The organism is Microbulbifer magnicolonia, from assembly GCF_035117725.1.
Taxonomy (GTDB): Bacteria; Pseudomonadota; Gammaproteobacteria; order Pseudomonadales; family Cellvibrionaceae; genus Microbulbifer; species Microbulbifer magnicolonia.
This window is the reverse complement of record NZ_JAYEFD010000002.1, coordinates 832,590-854,623: the sequence shown is the minus strand read 5'-3', so window position 1 is coordinate 854,623 and position 22,034 is coordinate 832,590. Positions and strand designations below refer to the sequence as shown.

Genomic DNA, 22,034 nt, shown 5'->3' with positions numbered 1-22,034 from the left:
GGACCCACTCTCGCTCAGTTGCCCGGCCGCTTCACGCTCGCCCGCGCCCGCTCGGCTTCCTGCAGGCGCGAGTGCAGCTCCGCCATGGGGCTCTGGTCCACCAGCAGCGTACCCTCGGTGGGCCGGTCCAGATCGGCGATCAGCAGTATCGCCGTGGAAAAGGTCAGCGCCAGTGCCATGCCCACCTGCCGCGAGCCGCCGCGGGCCACGCCGAACTGAAAACCGATCGCCAGCATCGCCAGTGCGGTCATAAAGTACAGCGCCAGCCAGATGGCCCCGGGGATGCGGTATTCCAGGCCGACGGTGATGCGCGCATTGTGATCGTTGATCACCACATTGAGTGGTTCGACGAACTGGCGCAGATAGCCCGCGTCGTACCCGGCGCGCACTTGCTCATCCACCAGCGCCCACAGCTCGCGGTGAATCTCGCCACCGCGCTGTAAGGCGTGCGCGCGCGCTTCACTTATGGTCGGATGGAAATCGCGGATCGCCGCATATTCCGCCAGTAGTTCCTTAGCCAGGCCGGCGACATCTTGCGGCAGAAAATCCGCCCGCAGATAGGCGCTGTTGATCGCGTTGACCTCGTCCAGCAGCAGCGCCTTGCGGTCGTTGAAGCGGTTTGCCGTCATATTGAAGGTAAACGCCAGGATGAATGCCAGCAGGCCGAGGGTGGCCGCAACCGCGCTGCCGATCGAAGAGTCCTTGATCGTTTCGTGGGTTCGCAGAAATCTGCGTCCGAGCAGCATGCCTAGCGCGAGTGACGCCATTACCAGCAGGAAGGTCAAGGCGTAAACGACCAGCAGGGGCAACGCGTGAAAGATGGTATTCAGAGTCATGGGGCTTGGCGCGGGCCGCCTTGTTTCCGTGGCGGAACTCAGTTCCGCTCGCAACCCATTCACTATAGACACGGCCCCGCTGCGGCTGCGGCGGCGGTGTTAGTCCGGCGGCACTTGGCTGCGCTCGCGCAACAGGCGCTCATGCAGCTCCGCCATCGGCCGCTGATCCACCAACAGGAAGCCCTCGAAGCTGCGGTCGAGGTCGGCAATTAACAGGATAACCAGTGAAAATGCCAGCGCCAGCGCGACCGCCACCTGCGGCGAGCCCCGCCGGCTGGAGCCCAGCTGAAAGCCGATGGCAAACATCGCCAAGGCCGTGATGGCGTAGAGCGCCACCCAGATCGGTGTCGGGATCTGATACTGCATGCCGATCACCACGCGGGAGTTGTGCGAATCGATGACGCTATTTAACGGCTCGTAGAAATCCCGCAGCCTGACCGGGTCATAGCCCTCGGCACTCAACTGTGCCACCAACGCCCAGAGATCCGCCTGGATGACTTCGGTGCGCTGCATGCGCGACGGGAAGTCGCTCAGGTCGCGCAGATTGATATCCCGCAGCGCAGCGTACTCGGCCAGCAGCGCGCGCGCCCGCTCGCGTCGCCGCGGCTCCAGCAGGTCCGCGCGCAGGTAGGTGGTCCCGATAGTGTTCGCCTCCTCGAGCACCAGCGCCTTGCGCTGCGCGTAGCGCTCCGCCACCAGATTGAAAGTGAAGGCCAGCATGAACGCCAGCAGGCCCAGCGTCGCGGCCACGGCACTGCCGAGCGATGCGTCGCTGACATCGCCCTTGCGCGTCGACCGCCGCCCCAAGAAATGTCCGATCGCCAGCGAACCCAATACCACCAGTATGGAGAGCCAATAGATCTGGAACAGAGTGAGTGTGAACAGGGAATCGGGCGCATCCATGGCGGAACTCGGCGTTTACCATGCAGTTTGGCCCATGGTCACGATAATTGCCGTGGATTCGGGCAGGGCCGGCGGTTAGCATAGGGCCGACGCAGTTAATCAAGAACGGACCTGATACGGACTACCCCATGATACGCATACTCGGATTTCTGCTGGCGGCGTTCGCCAGCCTGCCACTGCTGGCGCAGGAAGTCGGCCAGCCCGCGCCCGACTTTTCGTTGCAGGCCTCAGACGGCAAGACCTATTCCCTGGCCGCCTTCAAGGGCAAACAGGCGGTCGTCATTGCCTGGTACCCGAAGGCCTTCACCAAAGGCTGCACCATAGAGTGCAAGTCGCTGGCCGAGAACGGCCACCTGATCCGCGAATACGACGTCAGTTACTTTATGGCGAGCACCGATGAGGTGGAGGTGAATACCAGGTTTGCCACCGAGCAGGGCGCCGACTTCCCCCTGCTGAGCGACCCCGAGGGCGCGGTGGCCAAGGCCTACGGCGTGTTGATCCCGGTGATGGGCCTGGCGAAGCGCGCCACTATCTACATCGGCAAGGATGGCCGCATCCTGAAGATCGACAACGAGATTCACCCCGCCACCAGCGCCGAGGATATTGCGCGGACGCTGGATGAACTCGGCATTGCGCGCAAGAGCTGAAAAACGGCAAGCTGCTCCGGCGGGGACCTTGCCCCGTCGGATACTACGACGGCGCGGGAATTTCCGGCCTGGCAGTTGTGGGCGCGCGCCCCACGGCATCGATGCCGTCGATGGACGCAAAAATGCCGGCACATTTATACCTCGCCCATGGATCGCGGTAGAGCGGGCTGGACGGATCCGAGTAGGCCGCGGGCATGGCTCTTTGCAGGCCACACGCATTCAATTTCTGATCTTCTTCAGGCGTGACTTTTACGATCACCAATGCCTCGGCGAGATAGTCGCGAATAGACGCCGCCAGCTTGTCCCGGTCTCCACTGACATCCAGAGCAAGCAAATAATTCATCACCTCGTTTACCGGGAAAAGATGCTCCTTAATCGCCTTTTCGCCGTCTGCGAGTGACCTGGAACAGTAGACAATCTGCCGCCCCTCGCGCATAAGCGGCTCACTAAATTTCCTCACCAGGTGATTGATGACTACCTTGCAGTCATTGACCGTCCCCAGCCTGTCCAACTTGAAGGTTCTGATCGATGCGATTATCTGGTGGCAGATACCGAGCGTGGACAGCGGCATAAATCAGCTCTTTGTGCCGCTGCGGCGCAGCAGTCGGACCCAGAATATGCCTTCGAGGACGATGCCCAGAACAACAAACAGCGCCCCACCTGCCGGAACCCCAAATATGTAGCAGGCCAGTGCGGCCAGAAGACATAGAATTGTAATTAAATGCTTTTTCATTGATCTCAATATTCTTTTCTAGTGAGATGTCTACTATTCGTGGGTAAGTCTTACACATAACGCCGCGCTCAGGGGCGGGCAATGCTATGCACCTTTGTGCGAAAATGGGAGCGTAGCGACCAGCACAAAGGTGCATAGCGTTGGCCGTCCCTTGCAGCGCTTTGTTAACCCTCGGGCTCGTGCCGATTCCTGGTGACAGGATTGCACGGATACGCTCTCTCTAAACCTTTTCTTACCAGCTCATGGAAATTTGCATCTTTTGATTCGCCGTGGAACTTCACCTCATTAGTTGCTAGGCGATCCACTAAAGCTGCATCAATTTTTTCATAAGCTTCTGGGCAATATATATACATACCTTTCCCTGACGCACTGTAATCACCGTAATTAAGGGGGCGAAATACAAAGGCTCCACCAGCAAGCCCCTTCATGTACGCCTGCACAGTGCTAGGATGTGTAATTTTTAGCCGCTGAATCTCTTCATAGGTATAAGCTGTCTCTTTTAACTCAACAGGCCTGCTGATATACAGAGCAGTAGCTGCAAACGCCAATACCAGTGCAAAGAAGAAAGCGATCTGTTTTTTCATTGCTTGCTGACTCAAAGGGTTAACATTTGATTCGTGGTCATGGTTATATCTGGGCGTATGGGCATACATGACCATGCATGCCCACATCTAGCCATAGATGAACAGATATAGCCATACTAGAGCTCCAGGCTCGCATCGATATCGGTGCATTCTTCAACCAGCCCTTCCACAATGCGGTGGCCCAGCCCCAGGGTGATTGCGCTCTCCCGGCGCATAACCCACCCCTTACCGGCTTTGCTCCAGCGGCCGCCGGACTGTTTAATCAGGCGCCGCATCGCCTGCTCTTCGTAACCGACACAGACGGCTACGGGCTCCGCCTTGCGATAGGCGTTGACGGTGGCAAGGGAAGTGCCCGGTGATGGCTTTTCGCGTTCATCGATGACCAGTTCCACCGTGGTCAGTATCTTTTTTCCACAGCCGGACTCCCGGTAGCGCACCGCACACAATCGCTTGCCAAAGCGGCGTTCGAAGCGCCTGGAGCCCAGCTGCCCGGGGCGGATGGTCTTGATCACGTTCATTTTCCCCTCCATGGGAATTTTTGTAGGTCCGCAGCTTTTCTTTAGTCTGAAGTCGCCCCGCCCTGCTTTGCGGCCTGTATTAAGAGTTTCATGATGTTGGCGGTCACCTGTTGGCGATGGGCGATCCTCAGTTCTTTCATGTACTCGGATTCATCCGGGACTATCAGTTCAGGCAGAATTTCAGCAACGGACTGGTCGCCGCTCCAGGGGACAGTTGCGCGGCTGTCAAAACTGGTGCGGAACTTGATGAACTTGTCCTTCTGCATAAACACGTAGGCATTCGAATGGTAGGTGACTTCGTCCTTGCTTTTTAGCTCAAAGGAAGACTTCAGGCCATTGAATGTCTTTTCTCCTTGTGGAACACCGAAGGTTTCCCGCGATTCTTCCGTCCTTGACGCGTAGTAACCGTATTCGACCGCGCTATCGATTTCGGCAATCACCTTGTCCATTTCGCGCTTCAGGGTGTTCTCGGCATCTTCCCAGTCGTAGTGATCAATCGGGTAGATATAGAGATCGATATTGTCATCGGGGTACTGTTTATTGGTGTATTCCAGCATGGTTCCGAGCATCGGCTCATCGAATACTTTTCTTGCGGTGAGGACAAAGTTCTTGGTCTCTTCCGGGGCGACCAGACTCAATTCGTAGTTTGTCGCAGTGCCCGGCCTGACCGAGGCACAGGAAGCAGTTAAGACACAGGCAATCAGTATTATGATTTTTTTCATTATTCTTATCCTTTTTTCCGCATTCACCTTCGGATAGGTCGCTGCGCCTTTTTAATCCATCAGTATCGGGACTGTTTATAGCGAATTACGGATAGAGTGTATAGCGCACCGGTGCTGGGCCCCGTCAGCTGCCGGCAATTGCAGTCTGCGAGATGATCATAGGCGGACAGGGCGGACAGGAAGCACAGGGAGGGAGAGCCGATATCCCGTGGCGGGATATCGGTATAGAAGAGGAAAGCTGGCAGTCGCTCAGTCGTCGTCGCCGTTCATATCCAGTTCCTTGAGCTTGCGCGTCAGGGTGTTGCGCCCCCAGCCGAGCAGTTCGGCCGCGTCGCGCTTGCGCCCGGCGGTGTGCTTGAGGGCGATTTCGATCAGCGCGCGCTCGAAGGCCGGTACCGCCTCGCTGAGAATTTCGCGGCGGCCGGTGGCGAGGGCCTGGTCGGCCCAGAGACGCAGGGATTTCTGCCAGTCCTGCGGCGTTTCGCCGACGGCGGCCTGCTGGTGCAGTTCCTGCGGCAGGTCCTCGATATGCACTTCGCGGCCGGAGGCCATCACCGTGATCCAGCGGCAGGTGTTTTCCAGCTGGCGCACGTTGCCGGGCCAGTCGAGTCCGGCGAGGTAGTCCTCGGTTTCCTTGAGCAGGATTTTCGGCTCCACCCCCAGGTCCTTGGCGGCGGCGTTGAAGAAGTGGCGCACCAGGCGCGGGATGTCCTCGCGGCGGTCGGCGAGCCGCGGGATATGGATGCGGATCACATTGAGGCGGTGGAACAGGTCCTCGCGGAACTTGTGCTCGCGCACCAGCCGCTCCAGATCCTGATGGGTGGCGGCGATGATGCGCACGTCGACCTTGACCGGTGTGTGGCCGCCGACGCGGTAGAATTCGCCGTCGGCGAGCACGCGCAGCAGGCGCGTCTGGGTCTCCGCCGGCATATCGCCGATCTCGTCCAGGAACAGGGTGCCGCCATTGGCCTGTTCGAAGCGGCCGGCGCGCTGGGAGCTGGCGCCGGTGAAGGCGCCCTTCTCGTGGCCGAACAGTTCGGACTCCATCAGGTCTTTCGGAATCGCGGCCATGTTCAGGGCGATAAACGGCTGGCTTTTGCGCGGGCTGTGATTGTGCAGCGCCTGCGCCACCAGCTCCTTGCCGGTGCCGGATTCGCCGTTGATCAGCACGGTGATATTAGAGTGGGACAGGCGGCCGATCGCGCGGAACACCTCCTGCATCGCCGGCGCCTCGCCGATGATTTCCTTGCTGCCCTTGCCGCTCTCCAGCGCCACCTGTTCATCCGCGCGCTGCTCGCTGGCATGCGCCAGGGCGCGGCGGGTGACGGCCACTGCCTCGTCGACATCGAAGGGTTTCGGCAGGTATTCGAAGGCGCCGCCCTGGTAGGCGGCTACCGCGCTGTCCAGGTCCGAGTGCGCGGTCATGATGATGATCGGCAGCGCCGGGCGCTCGGACTGGAAGCGCTGCAGCAATTTGAAACCGTCCGAGCCGGGCATACGGATGTCGCTGATCACGACGTCGGGCGAATCGCTGTAGAAGTCGTCCAGCGCGCGATCGCCGCTCTCGTAGCACTTGGTCTCGATGCCCTCCCGCATTAGCGCCCGCTCCAGCACCCAGCGGATCGACCGGTCGTCGTCAATAATCCAAACGCGATTGCTCATGCTCTAGGTTCCCGTCAATTTCGAATTCAGTTTATTGCGGCACACGGATGTGCCGCCGCTGGCCAACGACCAGCGCGAGCCCGCGAAATACCAACAGATCGACGCATCTGTGTGCGTATTTCGCGGGCGACGATCAAATAAATCACGCATGATTTATTTGATCTAAAGGTCACCAGAAAGGGGCAGGTAGATCTGGAACACGCTCTGCCCGGGGCGGCTGTCGCATTTGATCAGCCCCTGGTGCTGATTGATGATGTTCTGCGAGATGGAAAGCCCCAGGCCGGAACCCTCGGCGCGCCCGGAAATCATCGGGTAGAAGATGCGCTCGCGGATGTCCTCGGGAATGCCCGGGCCGTTGTCCTCGATCTCGATGCGGCACACCAGCGCGCAGTGGCGCCGGCCGATGGTGAACTGGCGCTGGATGCGAGTGCGCAGAACAATTTCACCGCTGGCGAGGCCGATGCTCTCGTCGATCGCCTGCATGGCGTTGCGGGCGATATTCAGCAGCGCCTGGATCAGCTGCTCGGCGTCGCCGGGAATATCCGGGATCGAGGGGTCGTAGTCGCGGCGGATATGCAACTCGCCGTCGCACTCGGCGTCGATCAGCTGCGCCACCCGCTCGAGGATCTCGTGCACGTTGGTGGGTTTCAGCTGCGCCGGCTGGCGCGGGCCGAGCAGGCGGTCGACCAGATTTCGCAGGCGGTCGGCCTCGTCGATGATGATCTGCGTGTACTCGGCCAGCTCCTCGTCCGGCAGCTCCCGCTGCAGCAGCTGGGCCGCGCCGCGGATGCCGCCGAGCGGGTTTTTCACTTCGTGGGCCATGCCGCGCACCAGGTTGCGCGTGGTTTCCTGGGCGCTGATCAGCGCGTCCTCGCGCGCGATGCGCAGCAGCCGGTCCATGGACTGCACCTCCAGCAACAGCAGCCCCAGCTCCGGTACCGGGCTCACCGAGTAGTCCACGGTGGCCGTTTCCAGATTGTGCAGCCGCCAGGTGGCGCGGCGCACCGTGTATTTCTCGCCGCTGGCCAGGGCGCTGCGCATCGCCTTTTGCGCGGCGGTGGATTCGTGCACCACATCCGCCAGCGGCTGACCGCTGACGCGCGCGCTGGACGCGGCGAGCAGGTCCTCGGCGGCGGAGTTGAGGTAGCAGAGCAACAGGCTGTCATCCAGCACCAGTACGGCGGAGGTCAGACTGTCGAGCAGCTGGCGCAACTGGCGGTCATTGAGCATGCAGTAGTTTCCGGTTCAATCGCGGGCAATGAGCGGACTTGCGGTCCGCAGGCTGCCAACTTCGGTCAATAGGCCGTTGTATTCAGTCAGTGCAAGAAGCAAACCAAAATGGCGCACAAAAATGCCGGGAGCATTTTTGGTCAGCTTCAGCTGACCCCGTAAGGGGCGGGGCCCACGGACGGGCCCCGCACTAAAATGCCGGGAGCACTTTTGGTCAGCTTCAGCTGACCCCGTAAGGGGCGGGGCCCACGGACGGGCCCCGCACTAAAATGCCGGGAGCATTTTTGGTCAGCTTCAGCTGACCCCGTAAGGGGCGGGGCCAAAGAGGGGACCCGCCCCTATCGGAACGCGGCCGGTGCAATATCGGGCCGGCACGCGAGCGTGCGCACCATTATGGTGCGTAGATCAAAAAAACGCCAGCTTGGATGCACCGGAAAGGTGCCGGACGGGGATATAAAAGGGGAGAGGGGCCGGGCGCGCCGGCCCGGCGGTGGGGTTCAGTCTCCGCGGCGCCGCTGCTGTTGCTGCTGGGGCAGGCCGGGGGCCACCGGCGCCTGGGGTGCCTGCGTCGCCCGCGGCGCGGCTATGTCCGGCAGGGTGCCGCCGGGGCGATGCACGTAAATGGTGATGATCTGCGACTGCGCGAGGACGTTGCCGCGATCGTCGGCGAGTACGGCCTGTACGCTGTGGCTGCCGCGTTCGAGCGCGGAGATATCCAGGCTGGCGCCGGAAGAGCCGCCGCGCCAGGGCTGGCCGTCGATCACCGCGAAGAAGTGGGAGCCCTCCGGATAGACCGGTCTTACGTCCACCTGCAGCGCGATTGCGCGCTGGCCCGGCGGAATGGTCTCACCGTCCTGCGGACTCACGATGGCGATGTCCACGGGACCCTGGAAGCCGCGGTCGGCATCGCTGTCCCTGTCCGCATCCCGCGGCGACAGCTTGCGCACCGGCAGCGGCCGCGGCAGGGCGATGGGCTGCACATTGGTGGGGCCTATCCGGACCTTTTCCGCCTTGCCGTCCACCGGCGGGGTGTCCGTAAATACCACGCGGCCGTCCGGGCCGACGGTCTTGTAGATGGTGCTGCCGCCCTGCGGCTCGTCCGCGCCGTCGCCGCCGGCGATGGCGAGAAGAGGGGCCAGGGTCAGTGCCAGTAGCAGTGATTTTCTTTCCATGTGTATCGATCGCGGCCAACGGCCGCTCCTACAGGGGCTACAGGAGGTGGTTGCAACACACCGTTCAGTAGAGGCTAGTGTACCCGCAATAAAAAAGCCCGCACCAGAAAGGTGCGGGCTTTTTCGCAGACGCTGTGTACTTCCGGATTATACGGAGTAGTACATGTCGAACTCGACCGGGTGCGTGGTCATCGCCAGGCGCTCGACTTCGGCGCGCTTCAGGTCGATGTAGGCGTCGATGGCGTCGTCGGTGAACACGCCGCCCTCGGTCAGGAAGGCGCGGTCCTGATCCAGTGCGTCCAGGGCCATTTCCAGGCTGGAGGCGACGGTCGGGTACTCGGCCAGCTCTTCCGGCGGCAGGTCGTACAGGTCCTTGTCCGCGGCATCGCCCGGGTGGATCTTGTTCTTGACGCCGTCGAGGCCGGCCATCAGCAGCGCGGCGAAGGCCAGGTAAGGGTTGGCGGTCGGATCCGGGAAGCGGGTCTCGATGCGCTTGCCCTTGGGGCTCGGCACAAACGGAATGCGGATGGACGCAGAGCGGTTGCGTGCGGAGTAGGCCAGGATCACCGGCGCCTCGAAGCCCGGCACCAGGCGCTTGTAGGAGTTGGTGGAGGCGTTACAGATGGCGTTCAGTGCGCGGGCGTGCTTGATGATACCGCCGATGTAGAACAGCGCGGTCTCGGACAGGCCTGCGTAGGCGTCACCTGCGAACTGGTTCACGCCGTCCTTGCTGAAGGACTGGTGCACGTGCATGCCGGAGCCGTTGTCGCCGACCAGCGGCTTGGGCATAAAGGTCGCAGTCTTGCCGTAGGCGTGGGCGACGTTGTGCACCGCGTACTTGAGGATCTGCACCTCGTCGGCCTTCTTGGTCAGGGTGTTGGCGGCAACGCCGATCTCACACTGGCCGGCAGTGCCCACTTCGTGGTGGTGCACTTCCACACGCAGACCCATCTGCTCCATCGCGGTACACATGGCGGCGCGCACGTCGTGCAGGGAGTCGACCGGCGGCACCGGGAAGTAGCCACCCTTGACGCCCGGGCGGTGGCCGATGTTGCCTTCGGCATAGCTGGCACCGGAGGACCAGGCCGCTTCCTCGGAGTTGATCTTGTAGAAGGCGCCGCCCATTTCGGCACCCCAGGTGATGTCGTCGAATACGAAGAACTCGGGCTCCGGGCCCATCAGCACGGTGTCACCCAGGCCGGTGGACTTCAGGTATTCCTCGGCGCGCAGCGCGATGGAACGCGGGTCGCGCTCGTAGCCCTGGCCGGTGATCGGGTCCACGATGTTGCAGCGGATGATCACGGTGGTTTCGTCGGTGAAGGGGTCGAGGAAAGAGGTTTCGTCGTCCGGCATCAGGATCATGTCGGATTCGTTGATGCCCTTCCAGCCAGCGATGGAGGAGCCGTCGAACATCTTGCCTTCTTCGAAGAACTCGCCGTCAATTTCCGACACCGGAATGGATACGTGTTGTTCTTTACCCTTGGTGTCGGTGAAGCGCAGGTCGATCCACTTGGCTTCACTCTCTTTAATCAAACCGAGCGTTTTAGCTGACATTGCTGTCCTCCAGGTCTTGAAAAGTAATTTGTCGCTTTGCCGTCGAACGGCATTCACTCCCTTCCTGGCGTGGAATAAAGCAAGGAGTGTGCCAAATTGGGGCAGCGGCGCCGCAGCTGCGATTGCGGCGTGCGCTGGCAGTTTCGCGGGGCCAACTGGAGCAGAATAGATGCGGTCTGGCGGGTCGGCCACCATTATCTGCACCAAAATGGCGCGCAATGGGCCGCCAGTGCACGAATAGGGTGCGCGACCAAGTTGTGCCCGGCGGGGGCTCCCTAGCTTATAATGCCGCACCCCCTATCAATACGCGGTACCCGACGGATTCCCATGCACTTTGTCGTCAAGTTTTTCCCCGAGATCACCATCAAGAGCAACCCGGTGCGCAAGCGCATGTCGCGCCAGCTCAAGGACAATCTGCAGCGCCTGCTGAGACAGCTGGACGACCGCATCGTGGTGCGCAAGGACTGGGAGAAGATCGACGTGATCGCCCCGGACGCGGTCGCCCATCTGGGTGGGCGCATCGAGGAGGTGCTGGCGCACACGCCCGGTATCGCCAACTTTTCCCGCGTGCGCCAGTTCCCCCTCGGCGACCTGCAGGACATCTACGAGAAGACCCTGTCGGTGTGGGGCGAGCACCTCGCCGGCAAGACCTTCTGTGTGCGCGCCAAGCGCACCGGCCAGCACGACTTCAAGTCCCTGGACGTGGAGCAGTATGTGGGCGGCGGCCTGAACCAGAATACCCAGGCCGCCGGCGTGAAACTCAAGGACCCGGACGTCACCGTCAAGCTGGAGGTCCGCCACGACAAGCTGTACGTGATCGAGGCGCAGCACCCCGGTCTCGGCGGCTTCCCGCTCGGCACCCAGGATCCGGTGCTGTCGCTGGTATCCGGCGGCTTCGATTCCACCGTGGCCAGCTACCTGACCATCAAGCGCGGCATCCGCACCCACTACCTGTTCTTCAACTTGGGCGGCCGCCAGCACGAGCTGGGCGTGAAGGAGGTGGCCTACTTCCTGTGGAACAAGTACGCCGCCTCCCACCGGGTGCGCTTCGTCACCGTGCCCTTCGACGAGGTGGTGGCGGAGATCCTCGAGAATGTCGACAACTCCTACATGGGCGTGATCCTGAAGCGCATGATGCTGCGCGCCGCCACCGCCATCGCCAATGAACTGGAGGTGGACGCGGTGGTGACCGGCGAGGCCATCGCCCAGGTATCCAGCCAGACGCTGAAGAACCTGGCGGTGATCGACAGCGTCACCGACACCCTGGTGCTGCGGCCGCTGATCGCCAGCGACAAGACCGACATCATCCGCACCGCGCGGGAGATCGGCACCGAGGAATTCGCCGCGAACATGCCCGAGTACTGCGGCGTGATCTCGGTGAAACCGACCACGCGCGCCAAGATCGAGAAGGTGGAGAAGGAGGAGAACCGCTTCGACTTCACCATCCTCGACAGGGCCATCGGCAACCGCGTGATGCAGAACATCGACGAGGTGATCGAGGAGGTGAACGGCGAGGCGCCGGACGTGGAAATCCGCGAGGAGCCCGGCGACGCCGTGGTGATCGACATCCGCCACCCGGACGAGGAGGAGCTGGACCCGCTGGAGCTCGAGGGCAAGCCGGTGGAGACCATCCCCTTCTACCGCCTCAACAGCGCCTTCGCCAAGCTGGATCAGGAGCGGGAATACCTGCTCTACTGCGCCCGCGGCGTCATGAGCCGCCTGCACGCGTCCCATCTGCTGGACGAGGGCTATCGCAATGTGGGGGTTTACCGGCCGCAGAAGCGCCACGCCAAAGCGCCGGAAGACACACAAACCTGACCTTCCGGGGACCTCGCCGCCCCCCGGCCAGCCCGGGCTCTACCCTGAGTTCCGGCTGGCCGCCCGCGGGGATAGCAACCGGGCGCAAAAGTGGTATGGTTGCCCCATGATCAACCGCTCAACTCCAGCCGCAACGGCTCCGAAACACGCCGCACGCGCCCCCTTCCCGGGGCGTGCGCTTTCCGCTGCCTTGCAGCCGTAAGCCGGGTTTCCATTCGCGCGAGGGAACCCGGCCCCTCCTCCCAGCGCCCCTCCTGAAACCGGATTCACCCACTTGTATTGGAGAAGCTATGTCTACTCTGCCCCCTATCACTGTATCCCGTAAGGATCGCGATCGAATCTACAAGCTGCTGGACAACATGCCCGCGCACAACGAGGTGGCCGAAGGGCTGTACGATGAGCTGGATCGCGCGGAAATCCTCGAAGAACAGGACATGCCTGACGATGTGGTAAGGCTCCACAGCAAAGCGCATTTCACCAATGAGGCATCCGGCAGGGTTTACCAGCTGGAACTGGTAATGCCCGCGGATATGGCCGGCGATCATTGTGTCTCACTGCTGAGCCCGGCCGGTGCAGCGCTGCTCGGCCTGAAAGTCGGCGACAGCATCGAGTGGCCGGTGGCCGGCAAGCCGCTGCGGCTGCGTCTGAATGCCGTGGAGAAATAGCGGGCGGCACGGCACAGGCGCCAGCTGCGCCAATGCCCCGGCAGAACCCCGCGGGATCGACAGGAAGCCCGTTCACCCCAGGGGATCCGGCGGGGCAACACCACAGGGCCCGCGCGCCACGCCGGTTGCCGCCCCGGCCGGAGTGGCGTTAACCCTCACGCCGGGCCGGGCCAGGGCCTGAACATCCTCATTTACACCCTCACGGGCGGCCCGCCGCCCGGTTTGCGGCGCAAATCGTCGATTTTTTACTCAAAAATCGCTCCCAATTGTCACGCGGCGCCCCTATAATCGCCGCCTTTGGCCGGACCTCCGCTGTACCAACCCCACAGCCCCCGCCCCCACACCATTTCACGCGTTACGCCCAGAGGCACCCAGTGATAGAGAATTTGCGCAATATTGCGATCATCGCCCACGTAGACCATGGCAAGACCACCCTGGTGGACAAGCTGCTGTCCCAGTCCGGCACCCTCGACCGCCGCGACGCCGGCGCCGAGCGGGTCATGGACTCCAACGACCAGGAGCGGGAGCGCGGCATCACCATCCTGGCCAAGAACACCGCCATCCGCTGGAACGACTACCGCATCAACATCGTCGACACCCCCGGACACGCCGACTTCGGCGGCGAGGTGGAGCGCGTGCTGTCCATGGTTGACTCGGTGCTGCTGCTGGTCGACGCGGTGGACGGCCCCATGCCGCAGACCCGCTTCGTGACCCAGAAGGCGTTCGAGCAGGGCCTGAACCCGATCGTGGTGATCAACAAGATCGACCGCCCGGGCGCGCGCCCGGACTGGGTGATGGACCAGGTATTCGACCTGTTCGACAGCCTCGGCGCCACCGACGAGCAGCTGGACTTCCCGGTGATCTACGCCTCGGCGCTGAACGGCATTGCCGGCCTCGACGACACCGATATGGCGGAGGATATGACCCCGCTGTTCCAGATGATCGTCGACAAGGTACAGCCGCCGAAGGTGGACCTGAGCGGCCCCTTCCAGATGCAGATCTCCGCACTGGACTACAACAGCTACGTGGGCGTGATCGGCGTCGGCCGCATCAAGCGCGGCACCCTGAAGCCGAATCAGCAGGTCGTGATCCTGGACCGCGAAGGCAAATCACGCAAAGCCAAGGTACTGCAGGTGATGGGCTACCTGGGCCTCGAGCGCGTGGAAGTGGAACAGGCCAGCGCCGGCGACATCGTCTGTATCACCGGCGTGGGCGAGCTGAACATCTCCGAGACCCTGTGCAACCCGGAACACCCGGAGGCACTGCCGGCGCTGACCGTGGACGAGCCCACCGTAAGCATGACCTTCCAGGTGAATGACTCCCCGTTCGCCGGCCAGGACGGCAAGTTCGTCACCAGCCGCAATATCAAGGAGCGCCTGGACCAGGAGCTGATCCACAACGTGGCGCTGCGGGTGGAGCAGGGCGATTCTCCGGATAAATTCAAGGTTTCCGGCCGCGGGGAGCTGCATCTTTCCGTTTTGATCGAAAACATGCGCCGGGAAGGTTTCGAACTGGGCGTATCCCGCCCGGAAGTGGTGCAGAAGGTGATCGACGGCGAGATCCAGGAGCCCTACGAGCAGGTGGTGATCGACGTCGAGGAGCAGCACCAGGGCGCGATCATGGAAGAGCTGGGCCTGCGCAAGGCGGACCTGACCAATATGGAACTGGACGGCAAGGGCCGCGTGCGCCTGACGTTTATCGTGCCGTCCCGCGGCATGATCGGCTTCCGCAACCAGTTCCTGACGCTGACCAGCGGCTCCGGCATCATGACCAGTATCTTCGACCACTACGGCCCGGTGAAACAGGGCGAAGTGGGCAAGCGCATCAACGGCGTACTGGTCAGCATGGTGAAGGGCAAGACGCTGGCCTACGGCCTCTACGCACTGCAGGACCGCGGCCGCCTGTTCCTGGGCCACGGTGAAGAAATCTACGAAGGCCAGATAGTGGGCATTCACTCGCGCGGCAACGACCTGGTCGTGAACCCGACCAAGGCCAAGCAGCTGACCAACATCCGCGCCGCCGGCACCGACGAGGCCCTGACCCTGACCCCGCCGATCCGCCACACCCTGGAGCAGGCGCTGGAGTTCATCGAGGACGACGAGCTGGTGGAAGTGACCCCGAACCACATCCGCCTGCGCAAGAAGATCCTGCAGGAGAACATGCGCAAGCGCGCGAAGAAATAAGCGCACTGCCGCCAAAAAGAAACGGGCCCATCGGGCCCGTTTTTTTGTTGGCGCTACGCCACAGTCCGTCATCCCCGACCCGATCCGGCATCCGGTTGCGCGGCGCCCAGAGCACTCCGCATCCCTGGATACCGGCCTGCACCGGCATGACGAAACCCTGACCATCGGTGTCTTCAGTCCCGTCGGCTGACAAGCCCCGGCCTTACGGGCGTGGCCCTGGCGACCGCCCTGTGGAATAATTGCGCAAAAAACAACCGAACAAAATCGCTTCAACTGCATGAACAGATTCGATTTTCGAGGCCTCGGCGGTCCTTTCCTGCTGTTTGCGGGCCTGCTTCTGTGCGCCGTCGGCGCGCCGCTGCTGGAAGCGCATCTGGTCTACGAGCGGGCGCTGGTCACACAGGGCGAGGTCTGGCGGTTGCTGACCGCGCACCTCACGCACACCAACCTGCAGCACCTGCTGCTGCTGTGGATACTGCACGGCCCCCACTACCGCACCAGGACCTTTCTCGCCGCCACCGCGGTGACCGCGCTGGCGACCGGCGCCTGCCTGCACCTGTTTTCTCCGCAAACTGACGTCTATCTCGGCCTTTCCGGCGTGCTGCACGGCCTGATTATCTGGGGCGGCTGCCTGGATATCCGCGCGCGCTGGCGCACCGGCTACCTGCTGGTGGCGGGAACCTGGATCAAGGTGGGCCTGGAGCAGTGGTTCGGCGCCAGTGCGGATACCGCGCAAATGATCGGCGCAGAGGTGGCCATAGACGCGCACCTGTGGGGCGCGGTGGCCGGCACTTTATGGGGATTACCGACACTGATTCGGTCGGCGGGCAGAGCCGGTGGTGCAGGAGTGGCCGAGCCATCCTGACCCCCAACGGAAATCAGATAATCACAGGTGTTCGGCGCTGTCCGTGAAAGTTGAACCCATTTCAGATTCAACTTTTTCCATAAGTGGGTTTCCTTTTATTTCTATACGAGCTTTATTGCTTTTTGTTCAGAATCCTTGAGTGCAATGCAACACTCAACACCAGACCGAAAACCGCCGAGCTGAGCGCTAGGTCGGGCAATGTACGCCGAACAACAAACTCGAATAAATTGAGCAAGGTGTATATAGCCCCTTCGATACCGAGAAACAGTGTTAGCAGAAAATAGAGTGGGTGGTTTTTAGCGAAAATGCGAAGCAACTGCTTCCGTGACTGACTCATGTTGCATCCGACTGCTGACGTCGCAGGCCCGATAAAAAAGCCCGGCATTGCTGCCGGGCCAACTGGGGTTGCCAGCAGCTAAAGGGGGTGCTGCTGGACTGTCTCGACCAAGAGAGTTCTGTTATTTATCGGAATCGGCCTTGCTGTCGCATTCCTTTTCTTCGCCCTTTTCGCACTCGTCCTTCTCGAACAGGAAGGCAAATCGCCACTCCCGATCCGGCTTCCTGGTATCCGTGGGCACAAACTGCCAGTTGCTCACGGCAGTGATTATCGGCGCCGCGTAGACGGTGACTTCGTCCGATGACTTGTCCTTGAGTACTACGTTGGAAACACTGCCGTCCCGCTCCACCGTAAAGGAAACCAGCAGCGCGCCCTCCAGCTTGTCATCGAGCGCCTTCTGGGCCGCTTCGTTGACCGAAAAATCCGGGCGCTCGTAGTACCAGAAGGACAGACCCTCGTCGCGAAACTCGTTCTGCTTGGCCTGACGATAGTCGTTCTGCATCGCATTGAAGCATTCGCTTTCCCGCTGGTACGCGGCGCAGTCCGGGCGCTGCCAGTCCAGGGCGGACGCCTGGCCGGCGGCGGCGAGGGACAGTACGATCAACAAACTCTTAACCACGCGCAGCCCTCTCGTAGTATTCGTACTCCAGCCCGGTGGCGCCCTCAGGAACACAATCCTGTGCCGGCGGATCGGTCGGCTTGCGATCGCCGATATGGCGGTCGAAGAAGTCGATCATGCGACAGTAGATTTCCTTTTGGCTGTCATGCTCGCGCGCGCCGTGGGACGCCCGCGGTGCCACCAGGGTTTCCAGCGGGTGATTGCGTTCTGCCAGCGCATCGCGCATGGCGATGTAGTGATCCCAGTGCACGCGCACGTCGCGCATGCCCTGTACTAGGAATACCGGCACCTTGATGCGATCGGCTTTCTGCAGCGGGGACTGCGCAGCGCGTTTCTCCGCGGTACTGCCCAGTGCTTCGACTTGATACTTCCGCCCCGCCTCATGCAACTGGACGTCACCGGCGTTCATAAAGATATTCAGGTCGTAGACACCGACGTAGCCGATACCGCATTTATATAGATCCGGTTCCTTGGCCACCCCCATCATAGAGGCGTAACCGCCATAGGAGGCACCATAGATACAGATGCGGTCTTTGTCGGCGATGCCGGATTTGATGGCCCAGTAGGTGGCATCGGTCAGGTCATCCTGCATCTCCAGGCCCCAGTGGCCGTACCAGTCGTACTCGAAGTCGCGGCCGTAGCCACCGGAACCGCGGAAATTCACGTGCATCACTGCATAACCGGCGTTGGCAAAGACGATACGCTCCTTGTTATAGCCCCAGTAATCCCTTGGACCGTGCGGGCCGCCGTGCGGCAGCACGATCAGCGGCAGGTTCTTTGCCTCTTTGTTCACCGGCAGGGTGAGGTAGCCATTGATCTCCAGGCCGTCGCGGGCGGTGAAGCGCACCGGATGCGTCGCCGGTATCAGGGCCGGATCTATCCAGTTCGCCTGATTGGCGAGGAACTTGAGTGCGCCGTCGAACTGGTTGTACAGGTAGTAGTTGCCGGGGTGGCGGTCCCCCCCCACGTGCACCACCCATTCGTTGCCGTCATCGGTGCGGTTCAATATCCGCACATAGTGATTGGTGAAGGTACCCTGCAGGCGCTTGTGCGTCTGCGCATAGTGGTTCTCCTCATCCAGGTAGACCACCTGCGGGTAGTCGTAATTGATTACCGCGCCCCAGGGATTGCCATCGTCGTCGAAGAAGATGGTGTCGTAATCCACCTTCGGGTGGCGGTAGACCAGCTTCTTCTCGCCGGTTTTCACGTTGACCTTGTACAGGCCCTTGGTGGATGCCTCGAGGGTGTCCGTGTACCACATCCAGTCCTCTTCCTGGGTCCAGGCGACGGGGATGAAAGCACCCCTGGACAGGTCGTAGACGTCTTCGCTCCAGTCACCACCCGTGGTCTGTGTCGCCACCACCGTGTGCTTGAAGCTGGACGGCAGGCTGCCCACCCAGTGTGTGATGTCGCCGTCTTTATTGAAGATTGGCGACCCGCCGCGGACCGGTGAGCGCGCTATGCGGGCGTTCTTGCCACTGTAGATATTCAGCTTGTAAAGATACTGATAGGGAAACTTCATGCCGGCGCCCGACGGGTAGACGGCAACGCGGTAGTGTTCGTCGTCGATCTTGTCGAGCAACATGGCCCCCTCGTTGCCACCGTAGTCATCGCTGCCGCGCCACAGCATTTCCTGGCGACTGCCATCCACATTCATACCGGCGATACCGAAGGCGCCGCCGTCTTCAGAAGTGGCCGAGCTGAAACTGAAACTGAACAGCACCCGCTCTTTGTTGGCCCAGCGGATATTGGAAACACCGTAAGCGCCGGCCATCTGCAGTACGGACTTAACCTGCATGGTCTTGCGATCGATGATGACACCGTCCATCTGGCCGTCATCGCGCACCTTGCCGGCGGCAAAGTGTCTGCCATCGGGGGAGATGCGGATGTTGGAATAGGCCAGCGGGCGGAACAGATCCTCGTAGGGCACCGGGGAGCCCGCCATGCTGGCAAAGCTTTCGCCGCCCTCGGGCTGATCTGCGGACTTCTCCACATCGCCCTGTTGTGCCAATGCGGCAATCGAACTGCAGGCGGTGAAAATACTCGCGAGCAGGGCAGTGAGCAGGGATTTCTTGATATTCATTATGCAACTCCTGTGGCCGGCCCCGCGCAGGGGGACCGGCCGCTACTTCGGTACCGGCTTAGTCACTCAGGTAATAATTGACGGAAAAGCTCACCGCGCGGCCCAGCGGGCTTTGCAGGTGACTCCAGTAGTAAGGCCAGAGCGGGTTGGTGGCGTCGGTAGTGGGCATGGCGTTGGTCAGGTTCTGGATGTTCAAGCCCAGGTTCAGGCGAGGACCTACCTGGTAATTGCCAGACAGGTTTACCGTATAGTGGGGCTCCAGCGCCTTGCTGAGGGCGTAGTTGTCCACGCGGCCCTGGCGCTGGATAGTCAGGCCGGTACCGACAGATTTGAAGCCAGTCAGCGGGTTGCTCCAGTACAGGTGCAAGTTGCTGCGGGTAGCCGGCACCGACTGGCCCGGGAAGCCGGTGCGGATATCGAACACCTGGTCGCCGGCGAACTGCTGGAACTCGTGTGACAGGGTGTTGGTGTATTCCGCTCCAACATAGAAGTTGCCGTATTGCGCGGATTCGAAATTCGCACTCGCGCGCAGATCCAGGCCCTCGACCTCGAGGAACTGCTGGTTTTGCGGCTGGATGATGATGGAGTCCACCTGTCCGGTTGCGTCGCGCTGAACCCGCTCCTGCACGCTCTGACAGAACTGGCTGCCGCTGGGCAGGCCGCCGGTGGCACACTGCCACTCGTAGGACATCAGCTCGTAAGCGCTCTCGGTCAACACCAGGTCATCCAGACGCACCCGGTACCAGTCCGCGGAGATATTGACGTTGTCGGCCGGCGTGAACACCACACCGAAGCCGATGTCCTTGCCTTTTTCCTCTTCCAGTTCCGTACTGCCGCTGCGTATCGACGTCACCGTATAGGCGGGGCAGCTTCCGGTAATCTGCTCGCCGTCGAAGCAGTCGCCACCGAGCAGGTCGATCACGTCAGAATAGCCGGTGGACTCGCCGTAGATGTTGAACATATCCGGTGCGCGGAAAGTCTGTGCGATATGGCCGCGGAACTTCAGCAGGTCGAACGGGCTGTAGACGAACTTCGCGGAGGAGGTGTTGCGCCCGCCGATCGCGGTGGAGTCATCGTAGCGGTCGAAACGGCTGGCCAGGGTCAGCTCCAGATCCTCGAATACCGGGATCTGGAATTCGGCACCGATGGCCTTGCGATCGCGGCTGCCGCTAGCCTCCACGGCACCCAGGTTCAGCCAGCCATTGCCGTTGCGGTTGAGGGAGCGCTCGTCCGGATCGATGCCCGTGTCCTGGCTCGACCACTCGACGGCGATCGCCATGGTCACCGGGTTGTAGAACACACCGAAATCGCCGATTTCGCCCACCACCTTGCCGGTCAGGGATTGCGCGCCGGAGTCGGCGAAGGTCACAGCGTGGCCCAGTAACGCATCGCGATCGGCGGAAGCGTTGCGGTAGATGTTGTCCACCAGGCCGTTGGCGAAGAACTCGTCGCTGACCTGGTAGAGATCGGGCGCGAGGATCTCGAAATTGCCGGCACCCTCGAACAGCCAGTCGCGCAGCACATCCTCGCGCATGGCGGCGTTCTTCTGTGTCATCTGGAATCTGGCCCGGGAGTAGCCTACATCCCAGTTCCAGCTGCTGCCGCCCAGGTCGATTTCGCCCTCCAGGCCCAGCATCAGGGTCCACATTTCCTGGTCCATGCTGGATTCGCTGTAGCCCAGGTCGTGGGCGAAGGAGCGGGTTATGGATGCCACCTCGCTGAAGTCGGCGTTGTAGACGGCACCGCGCCAGAAGTTGGCGGCAACGGAGCTGGCTACATCCTGCTTGGAGCCCAGTACCGTGGCAAAGCCGTTGATGGTGTCGGTTATCTGGTAGCGGCCGTCGACAAAGATCGATGTGCGATCGACCTCCGACGCCATGGCAATGCCGCGCGAAGCATCGAAATTACACCCGAGACGGCCGTCCTCACTGCTGCCGGCGGCGACCATGCCGTTGGCGGCGCAGTCGTAACCCGCCGGCGAGACGAGCCCGCCGCTGCCGGGATTGTTCATGTCCTCCCGGATCACCGAGATACCGTTGACGAGGAATCTGCGATCGTCGAGGAAGCTGACCTCGTCCGCGCTGATAGGCGCCGCCGAGTATTTCTCCAGGCTGAAGGTCACCGAGCCGCGATCGAAGGCGGTGCCGGTGACAAAGGAGGTGATGTTGGTGAGGCCGTTGCCGTCCTCGAATGCACCGGTGACATGGGAGATCGAAGTCTGTTCCATGTCGCGTTTGGTGATCATGTTGACGACGCCGCCGACCGCATCGGAACCGTAGATGGCGGAAGCGCTGCCGCTCAGGACTTCCGTGCGCGCCAGGGCGGCACCGGGTATGGTGGCCACGTCGGTGCCGTTCTGTTCGCCGCCGAAGGGCATCGGGTAATCGGCGATGCGACGGCCGTTGACCAGCACCAGGGTGCGCCCGGTGCCGAGGCCGCGCAGGTTCACTTCCGACGCGCCGACGGTAAAGCCGGACAGCAGGTTGCCGGACTTGCCCTCGCGGTAACCGGTATTCTGCGACAGGGAGTCGACCACATCGGCGACGGTCAGCAGGCCGCGCTTCTTCATATCCTCTTCATCGATCACGGTCATGGGATCCGGACCGTCGAAAGAGGTGCGCGGAATCAGCGAACCCGTCACCACGATATTCTCGATGGTGCTGTCTCGTTCCGATGCGCGGGCGACAACACCCGTGGTCTGCTCCGGGGTCTGCTCCGGGGTTTGATCCTTGGTTTCCGGGTTGCGGTCCGCGGTTTCCTCTTGCCGGTCTTCGCCGGCCTCCTCCGCGTACAGGGGCATGGAGGCACAGAGCCCCAGTACTGCCGCCACGCAGATGGAAAGCTTATTTTTCTCAAACATATTCATTTCCTGTGGGCTCTGGCCCAAATGAAAACCTTCGACA

At 61.7% G+C, this 22,034-nt stretch carries 19 protein-coding genes; 5 read left to right on the top strand and 14 right to left on the bottom strand.

All coding sequences use genetic code 11. The annotated features are described in order from the left end of the window. Positions 1-14: 14 nt before the first annotated feature. Together RRF64_RS13060 and RRF64_RS13055 are read right to left on the bottom strand one after the other, a co-directional pair. Positions 15-836, bottom strand: a complete 822-nt coding sequence (locus RRF64_RS13060; RefSeq protein WP_323846330.1) for a bestrophin-like domain — start codon at positions 834-836, stop codon at positions 15-17. 99 nt (positions 837-935) lie between these two features. Beyond that, positions 936-1,739: a bestrophin-like domain gene (locus tag RRF64_RS13055; protein ID WP_323846329.1), complete on the bottom strand. Its 804-nt coding sequence runs from the start codon at positions 1,737-1,739 to the stop codon at positions 936-938. Positions 1,740-1,867: 128 nt separating this feature from the next. Here RRF64_RS13055 and RRF64_RS13050 point away from each other — a divergent pair, with 128 nt between their 5' ends. Next, entirely contained in the window at positions 1,868-2,386 is a 519-nt protein-coding gene (locus RRF64_RS13050; RefSeq protein ID WP_323846328.1) for a peroxiredoxin family protein, read from the top strand. 43 nt (positions 2,387-2,429) lie between these two features. Here RRF64_RS13050 and RRF64_RS13045 read toward each other — a convergent pair whose 3' ends face one another. From RRF64_RS13045 to glnA, 9 genes are all read right to left on the bottom strand, one after another. Further along, entirely contained in the window at positions 2,430-2,957 is a 528-nt protein-coding gene (locus tag RRF64_RS13045; RefSeq protein ID WP_323846327.1) for a hypothetical protein, read from the bottom strand. A gap of 3 nt (positions 2,958-2,960) precedes the next feature. Further along, complete coding sequence (locus tag RRF64_RS13040; protein WP_323846326.1) at positions 2,961-3,119, bottom strand: hypothetical protein; 159 nt, start codon at positions 3,117-3,119, stop codon at positions 2,961-2,963. Positions 3,120-3,283: 164 nt separating this feature from the next. Next, positions 3,284-3,703 (bottom strand): hypothetical protein, encoded by a 420-nt coding sequence (locus RRF64_RS13035; RefSeq protein WP_323846325.1) that lies wholly within the window; start codon positions 3,701-3,703, stop codon positions 3,284-3,286. A 116-nt stretch (positions 3,704-3,819) separates the two neighbouring features. Next, complete coding sequence (locus RRF64_RS13030; protein WP_323846324.1) at positions 3,820-4,221, bottom strand: hypothetical protein; 402 nt, start codon at positions 4,219-4,221, stop codon at positions 3,820-3,822. Positions 4,222-4,262: 41 nt separating this feature from the next. Next, entirely contained in the window at positions 4,263-4,943 is a 681-nt protein-coding gene (locus tag RRF64_RS13025) for a hypothetical protein (protein WP_323846323.1), read from the bottom strand. A 249-nt stretch (positions 4,944-5,192) separates the two neighbouring features. Beyond that, a complete protein-coding gene (gene ntrC / locus RRF64_RS13020) occupies positions 5,193-6,605 on the bottom strand; it encodes a nitrogen regulation protein NR(I) (protein ID WP_323846322.1) in 1,413 nt (470 codons plus the stop codon). Positions 6,606-6,767: 162 nt separating this feature from the next. Next, a complete protein-coding gene (gene glnL / locus RRF64_RS13015) occupies positions 6,768-7,835 on the bottom strand; it encodes a nitrogen regulation protein NR(II) (RefSeq protein WP_323846321.1) in 1,068 nt (355 codons plus the stop codon). A 497-nt stretch (positions 7,836-8,332) separates the two neighbouring features. Next, entirely contained in the window at positions 8,333-9,007 is a 675-nt protein-coding gene (locus RRF64_RS13010; RefSeq protein WP_323846320.1) for a DUF4124 domain-containing protein, read from the bottom strand. 147 nt (positions 9,008-9,154) lie between these two features. Continuing rightward, positions 9,155-10,561: a glutamate--ammonia ligase gene (gene glnA / locus RRF64_RS13005; protein WP_323846319.1), complete on the bottom strand. Its 1,407-nt coding sequence runs from the start codon at positions 10,559-10,561 to the stop codon at positions 9,155-9,157. A gap of 327 nt (positions 10,562-10,888) precedes the next feature. Between glnA and thiI the strand changes: the two genes are divergently transcribed. The 4 genes from thiI to rrtA all read left to right on the top strand — a co-directional run bounded on the left by thiI (position 10,889) and on the right by rrtA (position 16,092). Next, positions 10,889-12,379, top strand: coding sequence for a tRNA uracil 4-sulfurtransferase ThiI (gene thiI, locus RRF64_RS13000; RefSeq protein WP_323846318.1), 1,491 nt, complete (start codon positions 10,889-10,891; stop codon positions 12,377-12,379). Between the two features lie 290 nt (positions 12,380-12,669). After that, entirely contained in the window at positions 12,670-13,044 is a 375-nt protein-coding gene (gene rnk, locus RRF64_RS12995) for a nucleoside diphosphate kinase regulator (RefSeq protein WP_323846317.1), read from the top strand. Between the two features lie 374 nt (positions 13,045-13,418). Then, complete coding sequence (gene typA / locus RRF64_RS12990; RefSeq protein ID WP_323846316.1) at positions 13,419-15,227, top strand: translational GTPase TypA; 1,809 nt, start codon at positions 13,419-13,421, stop codon at positions 15,225-15,227. 277 nt (positions 15,228-15,504) lie between these two features. After that, positions 15,505-16,092, top strand: coding sequence for a rhombosortase (gene rrtA / locus RRF64_RS12985; RefSeq protein ID WP_323846315.1), 588 nt, complete (start codon positions 15,505-15,507; stop codon positions 16,090-16,092). Between the two features lie 458 nt (positions 16,093-16,550). Here the strand turns inward: rrtA and RRF64_RS12980 are convergent, their stop codons facing one another. The 3 genes from RRF64_RS12980 to RRF64_RS12970 are packed head-to-tail and all read right to left on the bottom strand — an operon-like array spanning position 16,551 to position 21,991. Further along, positions 16,551-17,048, bottom strand: coding sequence for an energy transducer TonB (locus tag RRF64_RS12980; protein WP_323846314.1), 498 nt, complete (start codon positions 17,046-17,048; stop codon positions 16,551-16,553). Then, complete coding sequence (locus RRF64_RS12975; protein ID WP_323846313.1) at positions 17,041-19,131, bottom strand: alpha/beta hydrolase family protein; 2,091 nt, start codon at positions 19,129-19,131, stop codon at positions 17,041-17,043. Before RRF64_RS12975 ends, RRF64_RS12980 begins: the two co-directional genes overlap by 8 nt. A gap of 58 nt (positions 19,132-19,189) precedes the next feature. Beyond that, positions 19,190-21,991 (bottom strand): TonB-dependent receptor domain-containing protein, encoded by a 2,802-nt coding sequence (locus RRF64_RS12970; protein ID WP_323846312.1) that lies wholly within the window; start codon positions 21,989-21,991, stop codon positions 19,190-19,192. Positions 21,992-22,034: the final 43 nt, after the last annotated feature.